This window comes from Mycolicibacterium sp. XJ870 (assembly GCF_053483975.1).
Window position 1 is genome coordinate 16114 of the sequence record NZ_JBEFTI010000011.1, and the last position, 21698, is coordinate 37811.

At 66.4% G+C, this 21698-nt stretch carries 24 protein-coding genes and 1 riboswitch; of the genes, 12 read left to right on the forward strand and 12 right to left on the reverse strand.

The annotated features are described in order from the left end of the window. Nucleotides 1–184: 184 nt before the first annotated feature. Nucleotides 185–775, forward strand: a complete 591-nt coding sequence (locus ABQF30_RS27255) for a hypothetical protein (protein ID WP_448469747.1) — start codon at nt 185–187, stop codon at nt 773–775. A gap of 95 nt (nt 776–870) precedes the next feature. On the opposite strand, the gene ABQF30_RS27260 is transcribed toward ABQF30_RS27255, so the two are convergent. Genes ABQF30_RS27260 through ABQF30_RS27285 form a run of 6 tightly spaced genes read right to left on the reverse strand, consistent with a single transcriptional unit; the run spans nt 871 to nt 4556 of the window. Then, on the reverse strand, nt 871–1491 hold the full coding sequence (locus ABQF30_RS27260) for an LON peptidase substrate-binding domain-containing protein (protein WP_448469749.1): 621 nt from the start codon (nt 1489–1491) through the stop codon (nt 871–873). A 7-nt stretch (nt 1492–1498) separates the two neighbouring features. After that, nucleotides 1499–1891, reverse strand: a complete 393-nt coding sequence (locus ABQF30_RS27265) for a hypothetical protein (RefSeq protein ID WP_448469751.1) — start codon at nt 1889–1891, stop codon at nt 1499–1501. 9 nt (nt 1892–1900) lie between these two features. Continuing rightward, on the reverse strand, nt 1901–3031 hold the full coding sequence (locus tag ABQF30_RS27270; protein ID WP_448469753.1) for a glutamate--cysteine ligase: 1131 nt from the start codon (nt 3029–3031) through the stop codon (nt 1901–1903). Then, on the reverse strand, nt 3012–3719 hold the full coding sequence (gene sodC / locus ABQF30_RS27275) for a superoxide dismutase[Cu-Zn] (RefSeq protein WP_448469755.1): 708 nt from the start codon (nt 3717–3719) through the stop codon (nt 3012–3014). Before sodC ends, ABQF30_RS27270 begins: the two co-directional genes overlap by 20 nt. 9 nt (nt 3720–3728) lie before the next feature. Continuing rightward, nucleotides 3729–4199: a LytR C-terminal domain-containing protein gene (locus ABQF30_RS27280; RefSeq protein ID WP_448469757.1), complete on the reverse strand. Its 471-nt coding sequence runs from the start codon at nt 4197–4199 to the stop codon at nt 3729–3731. A 48-nt stretch (nt 4200–4247) separates the two neighbouring features. Further along, nucleotides 4248–4556: a nucleoid-associated protein NapA gene (locus ABQF30_RS27285; RefSeq protein WP_448469759.1), complete on the reverse strand. Its 309-nt coding sequence runs from the start codon at nt 4554–4556 to the stop codon at nt 4248–4250. A gap of 127 nt (nt 4557–4683) precedes the next feature. Between ABQF30_RS27285 and ABQF30_RS27290 the strand changes: the two genes are divergently transcribed. From ABQF30_RS27290 to ABQF30_RS27305, 4 genes are all read left to right on the forward strand, one after another. After that, nucleotides 4684–5277 carry a peptide deformylase gene (locus tag ABQF30_RS27290; RefSeq protein WP_448469761.1) on the forward strand — a complete coding sequence of 198 codons (594 nt, stop codon included), beginning with the start codon at nt 4684–4686 and terminating at the stop codon, nt 5275–5277. Then, a complete protein-coding gene (locus tag ABQF30_RS27295) occupies nt 5277–6182 on the forward strand; it encodes an N-acetylglutamate synthase, CG3035 family (protein WP_448469763.1) in 906 nt (301 codons plus the stop codon). Before ABQF30_RS27290 ends, ABQF30_RS27295 begins: the two co-directional genes overlap by 1 nt. A 17-nt stretch (nt 6183–6199) precedes the next feature. Then, on the forward strand, nt 6200–6982 hold the full coding sequence (locus tag ABQF30_RS27300) for an exodeoxyribonuclease III (protein ID WP_448469765.1): 783 nt from the start codon (nt 6200–6202) through the stop codon (nt 6980–6982). A gap of 149 nt (nt 6983–7131) precedes the next feature. Next, nucleotides 7132–8214, forward strand: coding sequence for an MPT63 family protein (locus ABQF30_RS27305; protein ID WP_448469767.1), 1083 nt, complete (start codon nt 7132–7134; stop codon nt 8212–8214). A gap of 50 nt (nt 8215–8264) precedes the next feature. Here the strand turns inward: ABQF30_RS27305 and ABQF30_RS27310 are convergent, their stop codons facing one another. Next, nucleotides 8265–8939 carry a hypothetical protein gene (locus tag ABQF30_RS27310; protein ID WP_448469769.1) on the reverse strand — a complete coding sequence of 225 codons (675 nt, stop codon included), beginning with the start codon at nt 8937–8939 and terminating at the stop codon, nt 8265–8267. A gap of 141 nt (nt 8940–9080) precedes the next feature. After that, nucleotides 9081–9190, forward strand: a riboswitch (TPP riboswitch). Here ABQF30_RS27310 and thiC point away from each other — a divergent pair. The 5 genes from thiC to ABQF30_RS27335 all read left to right on the forward strand — a co-directional run bounded on the left by thiC (nt 9181) and on the right by ABQF30_RS27335 (nt 14188). Then, nucleotides 9181–10752 carry a phosphomethylpyrimidine synthase ThiC gene (gene thiC, locus ABQF30_RS27315; protein ID WP_448469771.1) on the forward strand — a complete coding sequence of 524 codons (1572 nt, stop codon included), beginning with the start codon at nt 9181–9183 and terminating at the stop codon, nt 10750–10752. Its footprint overlaps the riboswitch before it by 10 nt. Nucleotides 10753–10796: 44 nt before the next feature. Next, a complete protein-coding gene (thiD, locus tag ABQF30_RS27320; RefSeq protein WP_448470076.1) occupies nt 10797–11582 on the forward strand; it encodes a bifunctional hydroxymethylpyrimidine kinase/phosphomethylpyrimidine kinase in 786 nt (261 codons plus the stop codon). Then, on the forward strand, nt 11579–12208 hold the full coding sequence (locus ABQF30_RS27325) for an alpha/beta hydrolase family protein (protein ID WP_448469773.1): 630 nt from the start codon (nt 11579–11581) through the stop codon (nt 12206–12208). The genes thiD and ABQF30_RS27325 overlap by 4 nt, the downstream gene beginning before the upstream one ends. After that, nucleotides 12205–12771, forward strand: coding sequence for a septum formation family protein (locus ABQF30_RS27330; protein ID WP_448469775.1), 567 nt, complete (start codon nt 12205–12207; stop codon nt 12769–12771). The genes ABQF30_RS27325 and ABQF30_RS27330 overlap by 4 nt, the downstream gene beginning before the upstream one ends. A 46-nt stretch (nt 12772–12817) precedes the next feature. Further along, a complete protein-coding gene (locus ABQF30_RS27335) occupies nt 12818–14188 on the forward strand; it encodes a cytochrome P450 (protein WP_448469777.1) in 1371 nt (456 codons plus the stop codon). A gap of 103 nt (nt 14189–14291) precedes the next feature. On the opposite strand, the gene ABQF30_RS27340 is transcribed toward ABQF30_RS27335, so the two are convergent. The 5 genes from ABQF30_RS27340 to ABQF30_RS27360 form a co-directional block, all read right to left on the reverse strand. Continuing rightward, nucleotides 14292–15752: an amidase gene (locus ABQF30_RS27340; protein ID WP_448469779.1), complete on the reverse strand. Its 1461-nt coding sequence runs from the start codon at nt 15750–15752 to the stop codon at nt 14292–14294. Then, nucleotides 15749–16996, reverse strand: coding sequence for a M20 family metallo-hydrolase (locus ABQF30_RS27345; protein ID WP_448469781.1), 1248 nt, complete (start codon nt 16994–16996; stop codon nt 15749–15751). The genes ABQF30_RS27340 and ABQF30_RS27345 overlap by 4 nt, the downstream gene beginning before the upstream one ends. A gap of 45 nt (nt 16997–17041) precedes the next feature. After that, complete coding sequence (locus ABQF30_RS27350) at nt 17042–18376, reverse strand: MFS transporter (RefSeq protein ID WP_448469783.1); 1335 nt, start codon at nt 18374–18376, stop codon at nt 17042–17044. Nucleotides 18377–18499: 123 nt separating this feature from the next. Then, nucleotides 18500–19426 (reverse strand): LysR family transcriptional regulator, encoded by a 927-nt coding sequence (locus tag ABQF30_RS27355; RefSeq protein ID WP_448469785.1) that lies wholly within the window; start codon nt 19424–19426, stop codon nt 18500–18502. Nucleotides 19427–19449: 23 nt separating this feature from the next. Next, nucleotides 19450–20196, reverse strand: coding sequence for an alpha/beta fold hydrolase (locus ABQF30_RS27360; protein WP_448469787.1), 747 nt, complete (start codon nt 20194–20196; stop codon nt 19450–19452). 49 nt (nt 20197–20245) lie between these two features. Between ABQF30_RS27360 and ABQF30_RS27365 the strand changes: the two genes are divergently transcribed. Both ABQF30_RS27365 and ABQF30_RS27370 read left to right on the forward strand, forming a co-directional pair. Continuing rightward, nucleotides 20246–21187, forward strand: a complete 942-nt coding sequence (locus tag ABQF30_RS27365; protein ID WP_448469789.1) for a DUF5996 family protein — start codon at nt 20246–20248, stop codon at nt 21185–21187. Nucleotides 21188–21191: 4 nt separating this feature from the next. Beyond that, nucleotides 21192–21644 (forward strand): VOC family protein, encoded by a 453-nt coding sequence (locus ABQF30_RS27370; RefSeq protein ID WP_448469791.1) that lies wholly within the window; start codon nt 21192–21194, stop codon nt 21642–21644. Nucleotides 21645–21698: the final 54 nt, after the last annotated feature.

Here is a 21698-nt window from a genome sequence, read left to right on the forward strand (position 1 = left end):
CATGCGCATAGAACTGCCACCGCCGCCGAATTGGGAACGCAAACTATCAATCCTGGACAAGTTCGGGGTTCTTATCTTCGTAGGCGGTGTTGTTTATAGCCTGGCGCAGACAGTGGTCGCGCTGCAGCGCGGCATGTTGCTCGCAGCTGTGACTGCCGGCGGAATGACAATATTCTTTACGGGCGTGGTCGCCACGCTCGCCACGACGTGGTTCGCGTCCCCGACGCGGTTTGCCGAGTCCGCCGACAACGGAACGAGATTGCGGATCAATCCTTACATCGCCTGGTGCTACGGGGTGACGTTGGTGGGCGCTATTCTCGGCTCGGCGTTCTACATCGCGTTCATCTCACGAGGAATCGCCGAACTTCCGCTCGCCACCCCCGGTCGGGATGTGGTCAACCGGTACTTGATGATCAGCCTGCTGATCCTCTCGTTGTTCGGCCTGGCTGCGTTGCTCAGGCGTCGCGGGGCCGGCTACTTCCGGATCGGACCTGACGGAGTCGAGAACGCCGACATTTTCCGAACCCGCACTGCGCGTTGGCATGACGTCGTCGATATCACCGACAAAGCCGATAAGCGGAGCCGAAACCCGATCGTCTTCGTGCTGAAAGATGCCAAACCGATCGTCGTGCCCAACGCCGACCGCTATGAGCCCAACTTTGGGGCGCTGTATTGGATGGTCCGGCAGTATTGGCAGCATCCCGAGGACCGAGCCGAACTCACGGACGGCCGGGCCCTGGAACGCCTCCGCAACGAGGACTTCGTTCCCGAATAGGCGGCTTCACCCAGATCGACGCTTTGGTCGATCCTTGGGCGAAATTTCGACCAAAGCGTCGGTTTCGCGGGCAGGCAGGCAGGGCAGGCAGCGGGCTACTCCGAAAGCTGGAACTCCACCAACGCGGTCACGGTGTCCACCGCTTCGCTCAATGCCTCCAGCCGCGCAGCGGCACTCGGCGCAGATAGCACCGAGTAGCGGTCGGCTTGGCCCATCGGCAGGCGAGCAGCCAACGCATACAACCGATCTGGTTCAGCACTGGCCGCGGCCACGATCTCCCGACTGTGTATCGACGCCCCACGAGCCTCGCCAATTCGGTCGTACAGCGCGACCATCCGGTCCTCCACGTCGGCAATGCGCGCCGGGTCAACAGAATCGGGTTCGTCAGGCCAGATCTCGATGTCTGCCCGAGGGTAGGGTTCGTCGTCGAGCCAACGCTGTACGCGAATGCGCTCGCCCATCACGCAGAGCAGCCGGTAACGGTCGACGCCCAGGTTCTGGCAGTCCACAATCCGGGCGAGTGCGCCGACGTCGCACCGCTTGTCCCCGCCGCCGACCTCGCGTCCCGCCGCAATCAACACCACGCCGAACGCCGGGTCGGGCATGGCCATGCAGTCGCTGACCATCGCCACGTAGCGGGGTTCGAAGATCCGCAGCGGCAGTTCCTCACCCGGAAGCATTGCCACCTCGAGGGGAAACATCGGTGTGACTGTCATCGGCGACCTAGTTGAACCCTTCCCCGGCGACTGCGTCTCGGACCAGAGTGGCGGGCGGCGTGAACGAGCACATCATGTCGGCCATGCTGATCCACAGTTCGGGATTCATCTCGACGAGTTCGTTCTCCTCCCCGATCGCCGCGATCACCTGCCGCTTCGTGGCCTCGTCCATATCCAGGTACTCGCCGCACGTTGTGCCGGCCATCCCGGCCGGTGGAGGCGTGGGGGCCGTGGGCGAATCCGGCGCCGACGGTGTGGTGGTCCTCGGCGTGGTCCGGGTGGTGGTCGTGGAGATCCCGGTCTGGTCCGGATCGGCCATCGGCGTCCCGCTGGTGACGTTGCTGCAGCCGGCCAAACCGATTACTGCGAGGGCAATCCCGGCAACCACCAAACGCTGCATCGCCTCAGCCTATAGCTCTAGTTCGCTGATCAGGGCGTCAACGACTTCCCGCAGGTCGCCATCATTCTCCTCGGCAACCCGCCGCTGTCGCTGATAGGACCCACCGGAGCGGTAGATGTCGGCGACGGCAGCCAGCTCGTCAGGACAGTTCAACGACCTGGCCACCGGCTCGAGGTGGTTCAGCAGCTCGTCGAGGTCCTCGGAAACCAGCCGCTCATTGCTGTCGGCGTCGAGGATGATCACCGCGTCGAGCCCGTAACGTGCAGCGCGCCACTTGTTTTCCTGCACATGCCAGGGCGGCATGGTGGGCAGCTGTTCGCCGGCGTCGAGCCTGCGGTCGAGGTCGACGATCAGGCAATGCGTCAGCGCCACCAATGCCCCGAGTTCGCGAACATTGGACACGCCGTCGAAGATCCGCACCTCAACCGTGCCCAGATACGGCGACGGCCGGATATCCCAGCGGATTTCGTTGAGGTGGTCGATGATGCCGGTCTTCTTCTGATCGTGCACGAAGCCTTCGAACTCCGGCCACGTCTGAAACTGGAAGGGCAACCCCGCGGTCGGCAATTGCTGGAACATCATCGCCCGGTTGCTCGCGTAGCCGGTGTCCGCACCTTCCCAGAACGGCGACGACGCCGACAGTGCCAGTAGATGCGGGTACTGGTTGAGCAGCGAGGAAATGATCGGCATCACCTTGTGCGCGGACGAAACGCCCACGTGCACATGCACACCCCAGATCGTCATCTGCCTGCCCCACCACTGCGTGCGCTTGATGAGCTCGGCGTAGCGCGGCGCGTCGGTCAGCTGCTGGCTCGACCATTTTGCGAACGGATGTGTCCCCGCGCAGAACAGCTCCATGCCGCGACCCCGCACGATCCTGCGGACGGTGCCGAGCGTGCTGCGCAGGTCGTCCATCGCCTCACCGGTGTTCTCGCAGATCCCGGTGACGATCTCGACGGTGTTGCGCAGCAGTTCCTTGTGTACGTGCGGGTTCTCGCCGATCTCGGCGATGACGGCGGCGGCTTCGTTGCTCAGATCACGGGTGTCGGCGTCGACGAGAGCGAACTCCCATTCGACGCCGACGGTCGGCCGGGGTGACCCGGCGAAATCGATACGGCTGTTAGCCGGTACCGATAACACCGCACGCCACCCGAGCGCCGGCGTCGCCGGTGGCCATCGTCGTCTGATCGGGTCCGGGCGCACCGCCGACCACCTGCTGGTAGCGCTCTGGCGGGATGTTGGCGAAGTTGTCCGACTTCTCGTGAATGATGATGGCGGTCTTGGCGCCGGCCTGCAGATCCTCCGCGGTGATCGCGTCTGTCGTGGTCACCAGCTTCGCGGAGCCGTCGGCGCGGACCTGCAGCGAGCTGAGATCACCACTGGCCGGATGCGTGGTGTGTCCGGGAACCTGAAAATGCCCACCGGCGGAGTTGAAGTCGCCGGGCGCGCCGCCGGTCGGGGCCACCGAGTTGGCCTCGCACTTACCGACCGAGTGGATGTGCAGACCGTGGAATCCGGGGGCCAGATGGCCGGGCGCGGTGGTCTCGACGGTGACCGTGGCGAAGCCGTCGGCGAAGTGGAAGTCCGCGGTGGCCACGGAGGTGCCGTCAGCGGTCTTGATGTCGGCGGTCAACGTCTCGCCCGCACTGGCGGCACCCGAGCCATGCTCGCTGCCGTGCTCTCCGGGCGGAGCCGATGGCGAAGGCGAGCCGGTCCAGATCGCGGGGGTGGTACCGGGCTGGGTGGACACCGGTTCGTTGGGGGCGCAGGCACTCAACGCGACGACGGGGGCGGCGAACAGGATGGCGACACTGACGGACTTCAGCATGGCCAAAGCCTAACCGGTGACTACCACGATCACGCCCGGTGGTTGCTCGGCAAGTTCTGGACGACGCGGTTCGACCGGGGCCTGCAGCAGCTGGCCCACGTCATCGGCAGCCGCCTGCTCGCCCGGAGCTTCGCCGAAGTACACCGTGGTGCCGGCGACCCCGTCCAGGGTGAGGTTTCCGGTCTCGGTGACGTTCCACTGCGCCTCACGCAGCCGGTTCGCGGTGCCCTCGGCCGCGCCGGCGACCTCGGAGATGTTGTAAACCCGGACGTCGGGCTTGGCTGCGGGTTCCGGCTCGGCCGTCGGCGAGGCCTTCGTGGCAGTGGTCGTCGTGGCGGTGGCCACCGTCGATTCCTGATCCGAGGAGTCGTCGTCGGAGCCGAGTGCCTGGAACCCGACCAACAGGAACACCACCCCGAGGAACAACAGCACCATGACCATGGCGCGCAGGGGCAGCCCGGAGGACTCTCGCTGATTCATCGCGTCCACTGTATCGAGCGAAACGCCCGAACCGTCACGCCGTGACCGTTAAGTGATGTCGAAGCCGAGCCGCCGCGCGGCCCTGGCCTTCTGCCGGCTGGCCCTCAGCCGGCGCAGCCGCTTGACCAACATCGGATCGGCAGCAAGCGCCTCCGGCCGATCGACAAGCGCATTCAGCACCTGGTAGTACCGCGTGGCCGACATGGAGAACAGCTCTTTGATCGCGTCTTCCTTGCTGCCCGCGTACTTCCACCATTGGCGTTCGAACGCCAAAATATCGTGTTCACGCCGGGTGAGCCCATCGGTCAGATCAGAGTCGTCCCCGGATTGCTCAGTCCGCGCCATGGCGCCGTCCATATTGCTCCCTGGACCCTTCCGACACTCGAGAAATGACATCGCTGTGGTTCGGCCGTAATTCAACCACGGCTTGCTGGCCTGAGGTGACACCTAAGCCCGCGAGTCGGCTCACATAAGCTCTCCAGCCATGGCTGTCGTACCGATTCGCATTGTCGGAGATCCTGTTCTGCACGCGCCGACCGAGCCGGTTCCGGTCGGCGCGGATGGTTCGCTGCCCGCAGATCTGCCCGAGCTCATCCAGACCATGTACGACACCATGGACGCCGCGAATGGGGTTGGCCTGGCAGCCAACCAGATCGGCGTCGCCAAGCGGTTGTTCGTCTACGACTGCGCCCCCACCCGCGGCCGCACCACCCGCCGCCGCGGCGTGATCATCAATCCGGTGCTGGAGACCTCCGAAGTTCCCGAGACGATGCCCGATCCCGAGGACGACGAGGAAGGCTGCCTGTCGGTTCCTGGTGAGAATTTCCCCACCGGCAGGGCCGACTGGGCGCGGGTTACGGGCCTGGACGCCGACGGTTCACCCATCACTCTGGAGGGCACGGATCTGTTTGCCCGCATGCTCCAGCACGAGACCGGACACCTCGACGGATTCCTGTACCTCGACAAGCTCGTGGGCAGACACGCCCGCGCCGCCAAACGAGCGGTGAAACGCAACGGCTGGGGCGTTCCCGGGCTGTCCTGGAATCCCGGCGAGGACCCCGACCCGTTCGGTCACTGATGCCCGCACTACCTGCGGTGGGCACCCGGGTCAGCCTGCGCTATCGCCTCCCGCCCGACTCGGTCAAGCCGCTCACCGACGTCATCGGCCATGTCGAGCAGGTCGCGCCGACCGTGCTTGTGCGCACCAAGTCCGGCGAACTGGTCGACGTCGCACCCGACGACATCGTCAGCGTCCGTGAGCTTTCGCACACGCCAGTGCGGGCCTCAGAGATCCGCGCAGTCGAGCATGCGGCCGCGCTCGGGTGGCCGGGAGTCGAACAGCAGTGGCACCGCGGCTGGTTCCTGCGCGCGGGGCTCGGCGTCACCAGCCGCGGCAACTCGGCTATACCGCTTGATCCTTCAGCGCAGATCGCGGACCTTCCCGCGGTCGTCGACTGGTACCGCGCCCGCGACCTGCCTGCCTGGTTGGCCCTGCCCGAGCGGCTGCTGCCGGTGCGCGCCGAGGGCATCAAGCCGGCCCGCGTCATGGTGCGCGATGTTCCGACAGACCCGGTCCCGGTGTCGGCCACCTTCCAGGCGCGCCCCGACGCAGCCTGGCTCGGCCGCTACGAACGCGACGTACCCGTCGATGTCCTGACCGCCGTGGTCGGCGGCGTGCTGACGTTCGCCTCGGTCGCCGATTGCGCGGTCGGGCGGGGTGCGGTGACGCCTGCGCCGGACGGCACCCGGTGGCTTGGCATCTCCTCGGTGCGCGTCGCGCCCGGGCGGCGACGGCAGGGCCACGCCCGCGCGGTGTGTGAGGCGCTGCTGGCATGGGGAGCCGAGACGGGCGCCCAACGCGCGTACGTCCAGGTCGAGGTCGACAACGCACCGGCAATCGCGCTGTACACCGCGCTGGGGTTCCGCCTGCACCATCAGACCCGCTATGTGGCGGCAGGCGATCTGCTGCCACTGGGGGTTTGAGCCGTACCCTCTAGCCCATGCGGCTGGCCACCTGGAACGTCAACTCGATCCGCGCCCGCGTCGACCGGGTCACCGATTGGCTTGAGCGCGCCGACGTCGACGTACTGGCGATGCAGGAGACAAAGTGCTCCGACGACCAGTTTCCCGCCATGCCGTTCGCCGCTCTCGGCTACGAGGTAGTCCACCACGGACACAACCAGTGGAACGGCGTGGCGATCGCGTCACGCGTCGGCCTCGACGACGTGCAGCTCGGCTTCGACAGTCAACCCGCGTGGGAGGCAGCGGCCGAAGCGCGGGCCCTGGCCGCGACGTGCGGCGGCGTGCGGGTGTGGAGCCTGTACGTCCCGAACGGGCGTACCGTCGACTCTCCGCACTACGCCTACAAGCTGGAATGGCTTGCCGCGCTTCGGGATAACGCACTGAAATGGTTGACCGAAGACCCCCAGGCGCAGATCGCCCTGGTTGGTGACTGGAATATCGCGCCCACCGACGAGGATGTCTGGGACGTCGACTTCTTCGTCGGCTCCACCCACGTCACCGTGCCGGAGCGGACCGCGTTCACCGCCATCGTCGAGGCCCAATTCACCGACGTGGTGCGGCCTTTCGCCCCAGGTCCGGGGGTTTACACATACTGGGATTACACGCGGCTGCGGTTCCCGAAGCGTCAGGGGATGCGGATCGACTTCATTCTCGGCTCCCCCGCTCTGGCCCAACGGGTGACCCACGCCGAGATCGTCCGGGAGGAGCGCAAGGGTAAGTCTCCCAGCGACCACGCCCCAGTTCTGGTGGAGCTCGGCTGAACTGCAGATGAACCAGTGCCGCGGCGAAAATAGTGCACCCGGCGGTGATAAAGGTTCCGTACGATAATCGCGACTGCTAGCTTCGCTCGCAGGTGACCGCCCGGTTCGGGGGAAGCCGTCAACAGACGACTAAGGGAGTGATCCGCACGATGAAAATCTCTGAGCTGACCGCCGCATTGGCTGCAGCCCTGGCCGCGGCCGGAGCAGCAGGCACGGTGGGCGTCGCGACCGCATTCGCCGACGCCGCCGCCGACGCCGCCGCAACGGCCAGCAGCCAGATCGGCGGCCAGGCCAAATTGGAGAACGGCGACGTCGTGCAGGCCTGGACGATCAGCGATCTCAAGCCGAGCACCGACACGATCCCCTACGCGGTCCGTGGCACGCTGTGGGAGGCAACGGCCACCGACGAAGCGATCGAGGGCTCGGTTACCCCGATCGTCTCCAACCTGAATGCCCGGGCAGCCGACGGGCAGAACTATCGCGTGCTGTTCCAGGTCGCCACGCCGCAGGGCGTGAACCCCGCGACCCTGTCCGAGGGCCAGAAGACCACCGGCAAGGTCTATTTCGACGTCACCGGCGAAAAGCCGACCAGCGTGGTCTACAACGCAGGCGGCGCGGACCTGCTGACCTGGACGGGTACCGCCCCCGCGGCGCCACAACCGGCTGCGTCGCGCCCGGCCCCGGTCCGGACCGCACCCGTTGCGACCGCACCCGCTCCCGCTTCCACCGCACCGGCTGCCGCTGCTCCCGCTCCGGCGCCCGTGCCTGCCGCCAACGCGCCTGCCCCGGTCGCCACCGCCCCGGGAGCGGGCGCCGCCACCCGGGCCAGCGACCTCCCCGGCACCACGTTGGACGCACCTCTGCCCGAGGGCAGCCAGGGCACCCCATTGCCGGCCGACGCCCCGGTTCCCGCCGACGCACCTCTGCCTGAAGGCAGCCAGGGCACCCCATTGCCGGCCGGCGCCGAAAACCTGCCGGCCGCAACGCCCGCGCCGGGCGCACCGGCACCGGTATCCGCGCCTGTCGCGCCGGGCGCACCCGCAGCCCCAGCCCCGGCGCCGGCACCGGCAGCACCGCCCGTTGACCCGGCCGCCCCGCCTGCACCCGCAGCTCCTGCTCCGGAAGCACCGGCGACGACTCCCTCGGTTCCGGCGGGCAGCGAGGCTCCGCTGACGGCCGGCGGGATTCCGACGCTCGTTCCGGCGGGCAACCAGGTCGCGCCGACGCCCTGACGACGTTCGCGATGCCGGCGGCGTAATCAGCGTCGCCGGCAGTCAGGCCGTCACGAGTGTGATGACCACCAGGCGTACAGCTCGGGGAACGTCGGGCCTTGTGCGTCGGCGTGGGCTTGACTCAGCAACATCCTGGCTTCATCGGTCCAGGCCACCATGGGGTGGCCCTGTCGGATACCGCAGAACAGGATGCCGCTGATCTGATCGGGCGTGGCGTTGCGGCGCCACGGGCCCGGCGACTGAATCCGGCCCGGGCACACGACCGTGGTGGATGATGCGACGACCTGTTCGAACGCGGCAGTGAGCGCGGCCTTGTCGGGCATAAGGGTGTACGTCGCCGAGGGCGGACCGTTGGGGTCCGTGTTCCTCCCGCATGACACCGCAGCCAGTGCAGTTCCCGGTGCCGACGCCGCGGGTACGCAACTGTCCTGCGGATAGCCTGCCGGCACCATATCGGCCAGCCGCATCTGGTCTGGATCGGCCACCTCACTGGATTCCGTTGCAGTAGAGGAGCTTTCATCAGACGGCCCAGAGGCCACCAGCCACGCCACAAGTGCCACAACAGCGACTACGACGACTGCGCCTGCGGTCACGAGGGCGAGCTTGGCCCGTTTGCGCTTCACCTTCTGAGGCGTTGCGGCTCGGCGGCGAGCGTCATTGAGCTCGAACAGCTGATCCCACATCGGCTCGGGCGGTCGCGATTCAGGTGGCGGGGACGTACTCATGACTGCACCTCCATCGGACCCCCAGGTACCGCCGCCATCGGCTCAACCAATGGTAGGCGACGCTTGTGCAACCCTGACGTCGAAATCGGCGCATCCCGGTTCCCATCGCCACCTCACTGCGCTAGGTTGGGTCCCGCACAACCAAATCCACGCGGGAGCGCGCACTGAGCGCGCTGAGAGGACGGGTAGGCCCGTCGACCGTACGAACCTGACCGGGTAATGCCGGCGTAGGGAGATTTTCATGAGTGATGTTGTTGTTGACCCGTCCGTCACCACCGGCCCAATCACCGGAAGCAGCAAGATCTACCGGTATGTCGACGGCGCCAGGGTGCCGTTCCGGCGGGTGAACCTGACCAACGGGGAGCACCTCGACCTGTACGACACCTCCGGCCCGTACACCGACAGCGATGCGGTGATCGATCTGACCGCCGGCCTGCCGCAACGACCGGGCGTGGTGCGCGATCGCGGTACTCAGCTGCAGCGGGCCAGGTCCGGTGAGATCACCGCTGAGATGACGTATATCGCAGCACGCGAAGGTGTTTCACCGGAATTGGTGCGTGCCGAGGTCGCGCGTGGCCGGGCGGTTATCCCGGCCAACCACAACCACCCGGAGAGCGAACCGATGATCATCGGCAAGGCGTTCGGGGTGAAAGTCAATGCCAATATCGGCAATTCGGCCGTCTCGTCCTCGATCGGCGAAGAGGTCGACAAGATGGTGTGGGCCACCCGCTGGGGCGCCGACACCATCATGGACCTGTCCACCGGCAAGGACATCCACCTCACCCGGGAGTGGATCCTGCGCAACTCACCCGTTCCGGTCGGGACCGTGCCCATCTACCAAGCCCTGGAGAAGGTCAACGGGGACCCCACCAAGCTGACTTGGGAAGCGTACCGCGACACCGTGATCGAGCAGTGTGAGCAGGGTGTCGACTACATGACGGTGCATGCCGGGGTGCTACTGCGCTACATCCCGCTGACGATCAACCGGGTCACCGGCATCGTGTCCCGCGGCGGCTCGATCATGGCGGCCTGGATGCTCGCGCATCACACCGAGTCGTTCCTGTACACCAAGTTTGACGAGCTCTGCGAGATCCTGGCCCGCTACGACGTCACCTTCTCACTCGGTGACGGCCTGCGGCCCGGATCGATCGCCGACGCCAACGACGAAGCCCAGTTCGCCGAACTGCGCACCCTCGGCGAGCTGACGAAGATCGCCAAATCTCATGGCGTGCAGGTGATGATCGAAGGCCCCGGGCACGTCCCGATGCACAAGATCGTGGAGAACGTGCGGCTCGAAGAGGAGCTCTGCGAAGAGGCGCCGTTCTACACGCTCGGCCCGCTGGCCACCGACATCGCACCGGCCTACGACCACATCACCTCGGCGATCGGCGCGGCGATCATCGCCCAGGCCGGCACCGCGATGCTGTGTTACGTCACCCCGAAAGAGCACCTCGGCCTGCCGGACCGCAAGGACGTCAAGGACGGGGTGATCGCCTACAAGATCGCCGCTCACGCAGCCGACCTGGCCAAGGGGCATCCGCTGGCGCAGCAGCGTGACGACGCGTTGTCCAAGGCCCGGTTCGAGTTCCGGTGGCACGATCAGTTCGCGCTGTCGCTGGACCCCGACACCGCGCGCGAGTTCCACGACGAGACGCTGCCCGCCGAGCCCGCCAAGACTGCGCACTTCTGCTCGATGTGTGGGCCGAAGTTCTGCTCGATGCGCATCACGCAGGATATTCGCGACGCGATGAAGGGCAAGTCGCAGGAGTTCGCCGAACACGGCAATCGGGTTTATCTACCCTTGACCTCGTGAACTACTTGTCCTTGGCCCCCGCCGGCCACACACCACTGCGGGTTATGACCATCGCCGGGTCCGATTCCGGCGGTGGTGCGGGCATCCAGGCCGACATGCGGACCTTCGCCATGCTGGGGTTGCACGGCTGTGTGGCGGTGACCGCGGTGACCGTGCAGAACTCGGTGGGCGTCAAGGGTTTTCACGAGATCCCGCTCGCCGTGGTTTCTGACCAGATGCGCGCCGTCGTCACCGACATCGGCATCCAGGCGGCCAAGACCGGCATGTTGGCGTCCTCGGAGATCATCACCACGATCGCCGAGACGTGGCGCGCCGAAGGACTCCAGAACGTTCCCCTGGTGGTCGACCCGGTGTGCGCGTCGATGCACGGCGATCCGCTGCTGCACCCCAGCGCCCTCGATGCGCTGCGCACGGACCTGTTCCCGCTGGCGACCCTGGTGACACCCAACCTCGACGAGGTGCGGCTGCTCACCGGCATTGAAGTTATCGACTCGGCCAGCCAGCGGGAGGCGGCACGCGCACTGCATGCCTTGGGTCCGCAGTGGGCACTGGTCAAGGGCGGGCATCTACGGTCGTCGGCGGCCAGCCCCGACGTGCTGTTCAACGGCAGCGGTTTCTACGAGTTCGACGCGCCACGCGTGGACACCGGCAACGACCACGGCGCCGGCGATACGCTGGCCGCGGCCACGGCATGTGCTCTGGCACACGGGTATTCGGTTCCCGATGCGGTCGAGTTCGCGAAGTCCTGGATCACCGAATGTATCCGGGCGGCCTACCCCCTTGGCCACGGACACGGGCCGGTTTCCCCACTCTTCAGATTGGCGAAATGAACCTCGACGACATTGCAGGCGTCGCCCACCAACCCGAGGGGACGCCGAAAGGCATCGTGATGCTCACGCACGGCGCCGGTGGCAGCCGCGAGTCACCGCTGCTGATCAGGATCTGCGACGAGTGGGCCGGGCGCGGCTGGCTGGCCATCCGCTACAACCTGCCCTACCGCCGCCGCAGGCCCAAGGGACCGCCATCGGGCTCAGCGGCCGGTGACCGCGAAGGTATCGCCGAGGCGGTGGCGTTGGCGCGCACCCTTGGCGACGGCCCGGTGATTGCCGGCGGGCACTCGTACGGCGGCCGGATGACCTCGATGGCCGTCGCCGACGAGGGCCTCGGCGTCGATGTGCTGACCCTGTTCTCCTATCCGGTGCACCCGCCCGGCAAGCCGGAACGTGCCCGCACCGAACACCTGCCCCGTATCGCGGCTCCTACGGTGTTCACCCACGGCACGGCGGATCCTTTCGGCAACCTCGACGAGGTGAACGCGGCCGCTGCGTTGGTCGGTGGGCCCACCGAGGTGGTCGCGATCACCGGGGCGCGCCACGACCTCGGCTCCAAGACGCTCAACGTGCCCGCCCTCGCGGTGGACGCGGCGCTGCGACTGCTCGATATCGTCGAGACATGACCACTCCACCAGGCCCGCCGGGGTACGGGCCCCGCCCGCCCTACGGACCAGGGCACGGTTACCCACCGCCTCCGCCGCAGCCGTACTCGAGCGAGTCCGGACCGTTGCCGGTCCCACCGAAGAAGTCTTCGACGCTCAAGTGGGTGGTGATCGGGGTGACTGCGCTCGTGGTGCTGGTCGTTGCAGCGGGCGCCGCCTTCTACTTCTTGAGCGACCGCGGCTCGACCGAGGCGACCGAAGTCAAGACCGGTGACTGCCTGGCGGAGATCCCGGACAGCACCCGAGTGCTCTATGTGCAAACCGTCTCGTGCGACCAGCCACACAAGGGCGAGGTCTTCGCGGTGATGCTGATGCCGGACGGCGCCTTCCCAGGGGATGCCGAGGTGATCAAGTACACCGACAAGTGCGGCCCGGCACTGGCTGAATACTCGCCCGCGGCGGTGGACGATCCAGCCAACCGGCTGCTGGTGCTGTACCCGACGGCCGATTCCTGGCAAAGCGGTGACCGAATGGTGACCTGCATCGCGGCCAGCCAAAATCCCCGTACGGGGAAATTGGAGTAACGGACTACTCTAGGCCTGCAGTTCGGCCCGGCCAGACACTCGACGCATGGTCGAGATCGAAAGCCTCCCGGCGACGCACTCCCTGCCGCTGGCACCCCGTAATCCCCTGCCTTACCGGCAGCAGGTGAAAGCCCTGCGCTCCTTTATCGACGGATTTCAGCAGTTGCACGACGCGGGCGGCCCGGTCAGCCGCATCGTCCTGGGGCCGCGCTGGATGATTCCACCCGCTCTGCTGATCTCTTCGCCGCAGGGTGCGCGCGACGTGCTCGGCCGGCCCGACGCGATCGCCGACCGCGGCGGCGCCCGCACGATGGTCGAGTTGCATCGGCTCATGGGCGGCAATCTGCTGAATCTGCCGCACGACCGGTGGCTACCGCGCCGACGCACGCTGCAGCCGATGTTCACCAAACGCCACGTCCCCCGCTACGCCGGACACATGGCGGCGGCCGCGCAATCACTCGCCGACGGCTGGACCGACGGTGACACCATCGATCTGGACACCGCGTGCCGTGCGCTGACGCTGCGGGCCCTGGGCCGTTCGGTTTTCGGCCTGGATCTGGATGAACGCGCCGACGAGGTGGGACCGGCGTTACGCTCCGCGCTGTCCTGGGTCGCCGATCGTGCGGTCCGCCCGGTCAATTTCCCGCAGTGGTTCCCCACCGGCGGCCAGCGGCGGGCCCGCGCCGCCAATGCTCGCCTGCACCAGTTGGCCGCCGAGATCCTCGACGCGGTCCGCGCCGATCCCGATCGGGACGCGCCCCTGGTGCAAGCGCTCATCGACGCCCGCGACCCGGACACCGGCCGGCAACTAACCGATGACGAAATCTGCCATGAACTCGTGCTTTTCATACTCGCCGGGCATGACACGACGTCGACCACACTGTGTTACTCGTTGTGGGCGCTCGGTCATCATCCCGATATTCAGTCCCGGGTGCACGACGAGGTGGCTGCGCTCGGAACCCGGACACTGACACCGGAGGATGTGCCTCGCCTGGAGTACACCGTGCGGGTGCTGCACGAATCGTTGCGGCTGTGCCCACCGGGCGCGGGCACCATGCGGGTTCTCAACGAGGACATGACGGTCGACGGCTATCGTGCCGAAGCCGGCACGATCGCGTTCGTCAGCTTCTATTCCATGCACCGTGACCCAGCACTATGGGACGACCCGGCGGCCTTCGACCCGGATCGGTTCACACCCGAACGTTCTGCGGGCCGAAACCGCTGGCAATACCTGCCATTCGGCGGTGGGCCGCGATCCTGCGTGGGTGATCACTTCGCGATGTTGGAGGCCACCCTGGCGCTAGCCACCATCGTCCGCGAGGTGTCGGTCGAATCCCTCGACGACGACTTCCCGGTGGAGACGCCCTTCACCGTGATCGCCGCGGCGCCGATCCCGGCCCGCATCACGGCGAGGTGACAATCCTCGAAACCGACGCAATGGCTGGAGAATTCGCAGAACTTCGACCGTTGCGTCGATCTGGAGCAAGCGGCATCGAGGCTAACGAGCACTGCCTCGCAGGTTACCTGCGGTCCAGGTCGGGACACCCGGCGAATCCGACGAGGTCTTCCACCGCCTGCGCAACCCGGAACACCGTCGCCTCATTGTGCGGGTGGCCGACCACCTGCACGCCCGTGGGGACGCCCTCCTCGGACATCCCGCTGGGCACCGAGAGCACCGCACAATGATTCGCCACATTGAACGGACTCGTCATGTGCCCTTCCCAGTAGTGCTCGAGATGGCCGGAGCCGGTGTCGATTCCGTCGAGGTAGTCACCGTCGGCCTGCAGTGAGGTCACCGCGGACGTCGGGCACAGCAGCACGTCGACTCCGCTCATGCCTGCTGCCAGTTCGCCCCGCATCCGGGCGTCCATCGCCAGCGAATCGAGCAGCGAGTACCGCCGCGCCGCAGCCGCCGCATCCTCGATGAAGCGGCGCGTGTAAGCGGCGAGTTCCCGCTCGGTGCCGGCCGTCTCCCGGGCCATGGCGGGCCCGAGGATATGCCCGAAGTGCGCGAAGATCGTCTCCCTGACCATCGCCGTTGTCCAGGGCAGTTCGACGAGGACAACTTCGGCGCCGGCCTGCTCTAACGCCGCTGCCACAGCGTGGGTGTTCTCGGCGATGGAGGCGGCGACCGGGTAGTCGCCGAGTCGGGTGGCAAGGCCGATCCGCAGACCCTGGACACCCCCGTCGAGCGCAGGGATCTGGCCGTTGGGACCCCAGGAGGCGTGGTCGGCCGGGTGCTGCCCCGACATAACCGAACTCAGCAGCGCCACGTCGGCGACGGTGCGGCCCATCGGCCCGTCTCCCCGGTACCAGTCGGCGGCCAACGGCGGCAGTCCGGGGATCCTTCCGAACGGCGCCTTGTAGCCGACGGTGCCGGTGAAACCGGCTGGGATGCGGGTGGATCCGGCGATGTCGGACGCGGTGGCCAAGGTGGTGAACCCCGCGGCGAGGGACGCGCCCGCGCCGCCCGAGGATCCACCCGGTGAGGTCTGCAGGTTCCACGGGTTCCGGGTGATGCCCCACATCGGGGAGTGAGTGACGGTGGCGCAGCTGAACTCTGGGCTTGTGGTGCGCGCGTGGATGATTCCGCCGGCCGCCTTGATCCGTTCCACCACCGGGTGGTCATGATCGGCGCGCCGCCCCCGATGCGCCGCCAAACCCTGTTCGAGGGTCAGGCCCGCAATGCCATGCTTCTCTTTGGTGGCCACCGTCAGCCCCAGCAATGCCGGCGGCTGCTGTCCGGTGGTGGCGCACCGCGCGTAGGTGTCGGCCGCCCGGCGAGCCTGAACCCTGGCGTCGTCGAAGAGCGTCTCGGTGAAGGCGTTGATGCCGGTGGCGGTGTCGCCATTGTAGGTCTCGATCTGCCGGATCTGCGCCTCGAGCACATCGAGCGGCGAAAAGTCCAGTCGGCGAAAGGCTTCCAGCGCTTCGGTAGCGCTCAGATAGCCCAGCGGCGTCATCGTCGTCGTATCCGTCACGCGTTCGCCTCGACGGCGAGTGCTCCGTTGACCATCTCCCAGGCCACCCCGGTCAGGGCGTCCACCCCGGCGGCCATGTCGTCGTCGGTGCTGAACTCCCGCTCGCAGTGACTCACGCCGTCGACCGAGGGGATGAACATCATGACCGTCGGAACGATGCGGTTCATCGCCACCGAGTCGTGACCGGCCATCGTACGGATGGGCCGAACGCTCAGCCCCAGGTCCGCCGCGACCTTCTCGATCAACTGGATGCCGGCCTGCGGATAGTGCTGGATGTCACGAATGTCGAAGTCGCGCACGTTGATTCGAATGTCGTGGTCCTGAGCGATCTGAGCGATGTCGGCAAGCAGGCTGGACCGCGCCGCAGCGACATTCTCGGGCGACGCGGAACGCAGGTCGGCAACCATGTGCACGCGCCTGGCCACCACGATCGGCGAATTGGGCTCCACGGTGAACCGGCCGACCGAGGAGACGATGGCCTCGTCCTCGAACTGGTTGGTCACGTCGTGCACCAGCAGGACGACCTTGCTGGCGGCCACAAGCGCATCGTGGCGATCGGCCATCGCGGTGGCACCGGTGTGCGACTGCTCCCCCAGCACCTCGATGTCCAGCTTCTGGGTGTACCAGGAGTAGTCCACGGCGCCCAGTGCGATGCCCTCGCGTTCCAGGATGCGGCCCTGCTCGATGTGAATCTCGGCGTACCCGGCCACCTCGGGACGTGGATCGGCGCCGCGGTAGCCGATGGCCTCCAACGCATCGGCAACAGTGGTGCCGGACAGGTCGCGGACCTGCAGCATCTCGGCCTCGGGCATGAGACCGGCGAACACCGAGGAGCCCATGATCGACGGGGCGAAGCGACCGCCCTCCTCGTTGAACCAGTTCACGACGGCGAGGTTGTATTGGACGTCGGCGCGCTCCTCGGTGACTCGGTCGGCGACCCGCTCCGCGGCGTGCAGTGCGGCGATGACGCCATAGGCTCCGTCGAAGCGGCCGCCGAGCGGCTGGGAATCCAGGTGCGATCCGATGAGTACGTAGGGAGCGCCGGGGACGAACTCCAGCAGCGCGAACATGTTGCCGATGCCGTCCACCCGTAGCTCCCAGCCACGCTGGGCCGCGAAGGCGCCGAACCAGTCGCGGCTCAGCTTGTCTTCGGGTGTCGCGGCCTGCCGGTCGACGCCATCGTTCTCGGTGGCGCCGAACGTCGCCACATGGTGGAAGTCGGTGAGGAATTGGGCAGCACGCATGATGGATCTCCTTGCGGTAAAGGCTTATTCGAGTAGCGGGTGCGATCAGCCGATGCGCCGGCGGGTCTCCGGAACCTGGGTGAACACCAGCAGGAGAAGGACGATGACGGCGGCTGCAGCCATGTAGTAACCGGGCGCGGCGTTCATGCCGATCGTGGAGACCAACATCGTTCCGATGAACGGCGCGGTACCGCCGAAGATCGCGTAGGCGACGTTGTAGCTGATCGCCGCGGACGTGAATCGGGTCTCGGTCGTGAAGATTTCGACGAAGAAGGTGTAGCAGCCGCCGCCATAGATGCACAGCGGGATCACGAACAACAACTGGCCGACCATCGCCAGCGCCAGCGAACCACTCGTCACCAGCATGAAGCACGGGACCGACAGCACCGCGATCGCCGCTGACCCGGCGATCAGCATCGGCTTGCGGCCGACGCGGTCACCGATGATCCCGCCAACAGGCAGCAGCAGTGCGTAGAAGGCCATCGCGACCGCATTGGCCAGCAGGGACTGATTGCGGCTGAGATCGCCGGTGGTCTGGACGTAGGACACGAAGTAGCCCGACAGGAAGTAGAAGCCCATGGCGGTCAGGCCCATCACGAAGATGACCTGCAACATGCGAACCTTGTTCTCGCGGAACGCCTGTCGGATCGGGCTGTATTCCTTGTGCTCGTGCTTGGCCAGCACCTGCTTGAACGCCTCTGATTCCTCGGTCTTGGCGCGGATCCACACGCCGAAGATGGCCAGCGGCAGCGCGAGCAGGAAGGGGATGCGCCAGCCGTACGACGTGAACGCCTCCGACGACATCGTCGATGACAGCACCAGGATCAGGGTCCCGCCGACCACTGACGGCAGGGCGGTCGCGGCAATGGTGACGTTGAGCCAGAAGCCGCGCCTGTCGAGCGGAGCATGCTCGAATACGAATGCGGGTGCTCCGACCGATTCACCTCCGGCAGAGAATCCCTGCGCCAGCCGGCAGAGCACCAACAGGATCGGGGCGGCCACCCCGATGCTCGCGTACGTGGGCAACAGCCCGATCAGGGCGGTGGCGAGGCCGATCGAGACCAGCGTGATGAACAGGACTTTGCGACGACCGATGCGGTCGCCCAGCGCCCCGAAGAACAGGCCACCGAGCGGCCGCATGAGGAAGGCGACGCCGAAGGTGGCGAAGGTGGCGAGCAGGCCGGCCAGCGTGCTGCCGCCGGGGAAGAACAGACTGGCCAGGGTCACGGCGGATATGCCGTAGAGGGTGAAGTCGTAGAACTCGATGAACTGCCCGATGCTGCCACCGGCCAGCACCCGTTTCTGCATGCCGGAGCTACGTTGCTCAGGCATCGGCTGGGTAAGGGTCGCCGTGGCGCGTTCCTGATCCGTCATGGTCATGGAAGCTCTCAGATCGTCGTGGGGCTCTATCGCAAGAGCCGGGTAACACTGTGCGTCCAGTTTCGTGACTCAGCCCACACAAGTCCAACGAAAAAGATTGCATACCGTGTTCGGAGAAACCGATCACTTGTCGCGTTCGGACGCCCGCGCGTGCAAGTCCACACAGACCTCTTCGAAGGCCAGGGATTTGCGCGTCGGCCGCTCGCCCTTCACTCGGACCAGGGCTACTTCGATAGGCGGCAGGTCATCGGCCATCTTCAGGGGAACCACCCGCGCCCCGGCGTAGGTCATGTCGTGCGCCAACCGCCGGTTCAGGATGGAGTAACCGTGCCCCAAACTCACATACGACCGGACCGTTTCATACCCGGCGACAAAGTGCCTGATGCGGGGCCTCAACCCAAGGCGTTTGAACATGTCGAGGTAGTACTCGCGGCTGTGCTTGAGGTCCAGCAGGATGAACGGCTCGTCCTCGAAGTCCCGCAGGTGCACCGGAATCTCCGGATGGGCGGCCCGCGGGTGGTCCACAGCGACCAGCAAGTGCGGCGGTATCCGTTCCAGCACGCGGTAATCGAACTCGGCTCCGACCCCGAGGTCGTACATCACAGCGATCTCGCAGGTGCCGTCGGTCAAGGCGCGGATCAGCGTCTCCTGGTCACCTTCGAGAAAGCTCACACTGATTCCCGGGTGCCGTCGCTCCAGAGCGGTCAGGATCGCGGGCGCGTGGAACGGCGCGATCGGCGAGAAGATGCCCACCACCAGGTCGCCGACCAGCTCCTCCCGCTCGGCGCGCACCGCGTTGTAGAGCTGGTCCGCGTCCTCCAGCACCGTCCTGGCTCCGACAAGCAGCTTGCGCCCCTCCCCGGTCAGGCGCAGGCCACGGCTGGACAGGCGCTGAAACAGCTCGACCCCGACCTCGCGCTCCAGCTGGTGGATGGCTGCCGACAGCGTGGACTGGGCCACGTTGAGCTCGAGCGCGGCCACCCGCATGTTCTCGCGCCTCGCGACTGCCGTGAAGTACCTCAGCTGGACCAGGGTGAACGACTTCGCCATAAACGAATGATGCCCCCAACGCTTCAGCCGAGCGTTTCCCAGAAATCGGTCAGGGCACGCGCCCCGCGGGCCGGATTCTGCAACATCCACCAGTGGCCGAGCCCGTCGAGCACCTCGGTGCGAGCTCCCGCCCGGTCGGCCGCCCGTCGCCGCGTGTCGTTCGATCCGATGAAGGGATCCTCGGCGGCCAACAGTGACAATCCCGGTCGGGCTGAGGCCGCCTCAAGATCACGGCCCGCCTCCGCCATCGCCGGCTGGCGCGCAGAGCGGTACAACGCCAGGATCGCCCGTGCCATGTCCGGCCCCTGGTGCGGCGACATCTGGATCGCGGTGTCCAGGGGTATGCCGAACGAGGACATGCGTTCCGCCCGCTCCTGCACCGTGCCGATCAGCATGCTTTCGACAAGCTGCTCGCCTTCGCCCGGCGTCTGCCATACCTGGGCCATGTCATGCCAGACATACTCCGGGTCGAAAAGTCCGACGACATCGCTGGCCCAGCTGCGCACAAGTTCCGGTCGATGCATCACCACGTTCACGACATGGCCGCCGCCCCAGTCGTGCCCCACCAGGTCGACGGGTTCGTCGAAACCCGCCAACTCGCCTTCGAGCCAATCCCGGTAGGCGAGATAGGTGGCCGAGAAGCCGTCGGGTAGCGGGGTTCCGAAACCCGGCGGTGACAGCCTCACCACGTCGTCGCGACCGAGCGCGTCGACCAGCGGGCCCCAAATCGCGTCGGTCTCCGGATTACCGTGTACCAGAACGACAGTCATGATCACCATCCTGGCACGGCGCACGGGCGAGTTCAGTATGGTTGGGAAGATGACGTCCACCGATAACGGTTGGCCAGCACTTCGGGTGTCGGATTGGGAGCCGACGCGCGACACCCTGCACATGTGGACCCAGATCGTCGGCAAGATCCGCCTGGCGCATTCGCCCCTGTTGAATCACTGGTGGCAGGTGACGTTTTATGTGAGTCCACGCGGGTTGACCACATCGTCGATTCCGTACGGAAACCTGTTGTTCGACATGGAGTTTGACTTCATCGATCATGTTCTTGCTATCCGCACCAGCGATGGCGGATCGCGCACCGTCGCGTTGGCACCGAAATCTGTCGCCGAGTTCTATGCCGAAACCCTGTCCGCACTGGAACAATTGGGCATCCAGGCGCGCATTTCCGCCCAACCCAACGAGGTCGACCCCGCCATTCCGTTTGCCGAAGATCACCAGCACGCGTCCTACGACCCTGACGCCGCCCGCCTGTTCTGGCGCCAACTGGTGCAGGCGCACCGGGTGATCAGCGAATTCCGTTCGCATTTCGTCGGCAAGGTGAGCCCCGTGCACTTCTTCTGGGGTTCATTCGACATGGCCTGCACCAGATTTTCCGGCCGTCCCGCACCCGAACATCCCGGCGGTGCACCCAACTGCGGCGACTGGGTGATGGTGGAGGGGTATTCCCACGAGTTGAGCAGTTGCGGTTTCTGGCCGGGTGGTGGTGAAGAGGGCGCGTTCTACGCCTACGCATATCCCGAGCCGGAAGGGTTCGCCGACTATCGCATCGGCCCGGATGCAGCGTTCTACAGCCCCGACTTCAAGCAGTTCCTGCTGCCCTACGAAGCAGTGCGGAAGTCCGCCGACCCCGACCGTGCCCTACTGGAGTTTCTACAGTCCACCTACGCTGCCGCGGCCGACCTGGCCGACTGGGACCGGGCGGCCCTTGAGGACGATCCGCTGCGCTGGGCCGACGGGGGCCTGCAACGGTGAGACCATGACCAATCCCGATCTACCAGCTCCCGACGAGGGACTTGTCGTGACGCATTTCCTGGCGGTGCGCGACGTCGCGCGCTCGCGCGATTTCTACGCGGACATCTTCGGCGGTCGGGTGGTACTGGAGGAGAACCCGGCCATCGTCAAAGTCGCGAACAGTTGGATCATCATGAACCCCGGCGGCGGCCCGACGCCGGACAAACCCGAGGTCACCCTCGCTCCCCCCGAGCCAGGTGATCGGATTTCCTCGTTCCTGAACGTCCGCGTCGCCGACATTGCGACGTTCTACGCCAACGCGAAAGCCAAAGGAGTGCAGTTTCTTACCGAACCCATCGACCGTAAGGCCGAGATTCGGTGCTACCTGCGCGACCCAGACGGCTACCTCATCGAAATTGGCGAGGCCACAGGAATGCTTCGCGGCATCTTCGCCGACGTCCGCCCGGAGGATGGTTAGCACGGGCCCGAGCCTCTCGACAAAGTACCCGGTACCTGCGGTACTGTTTGCGGC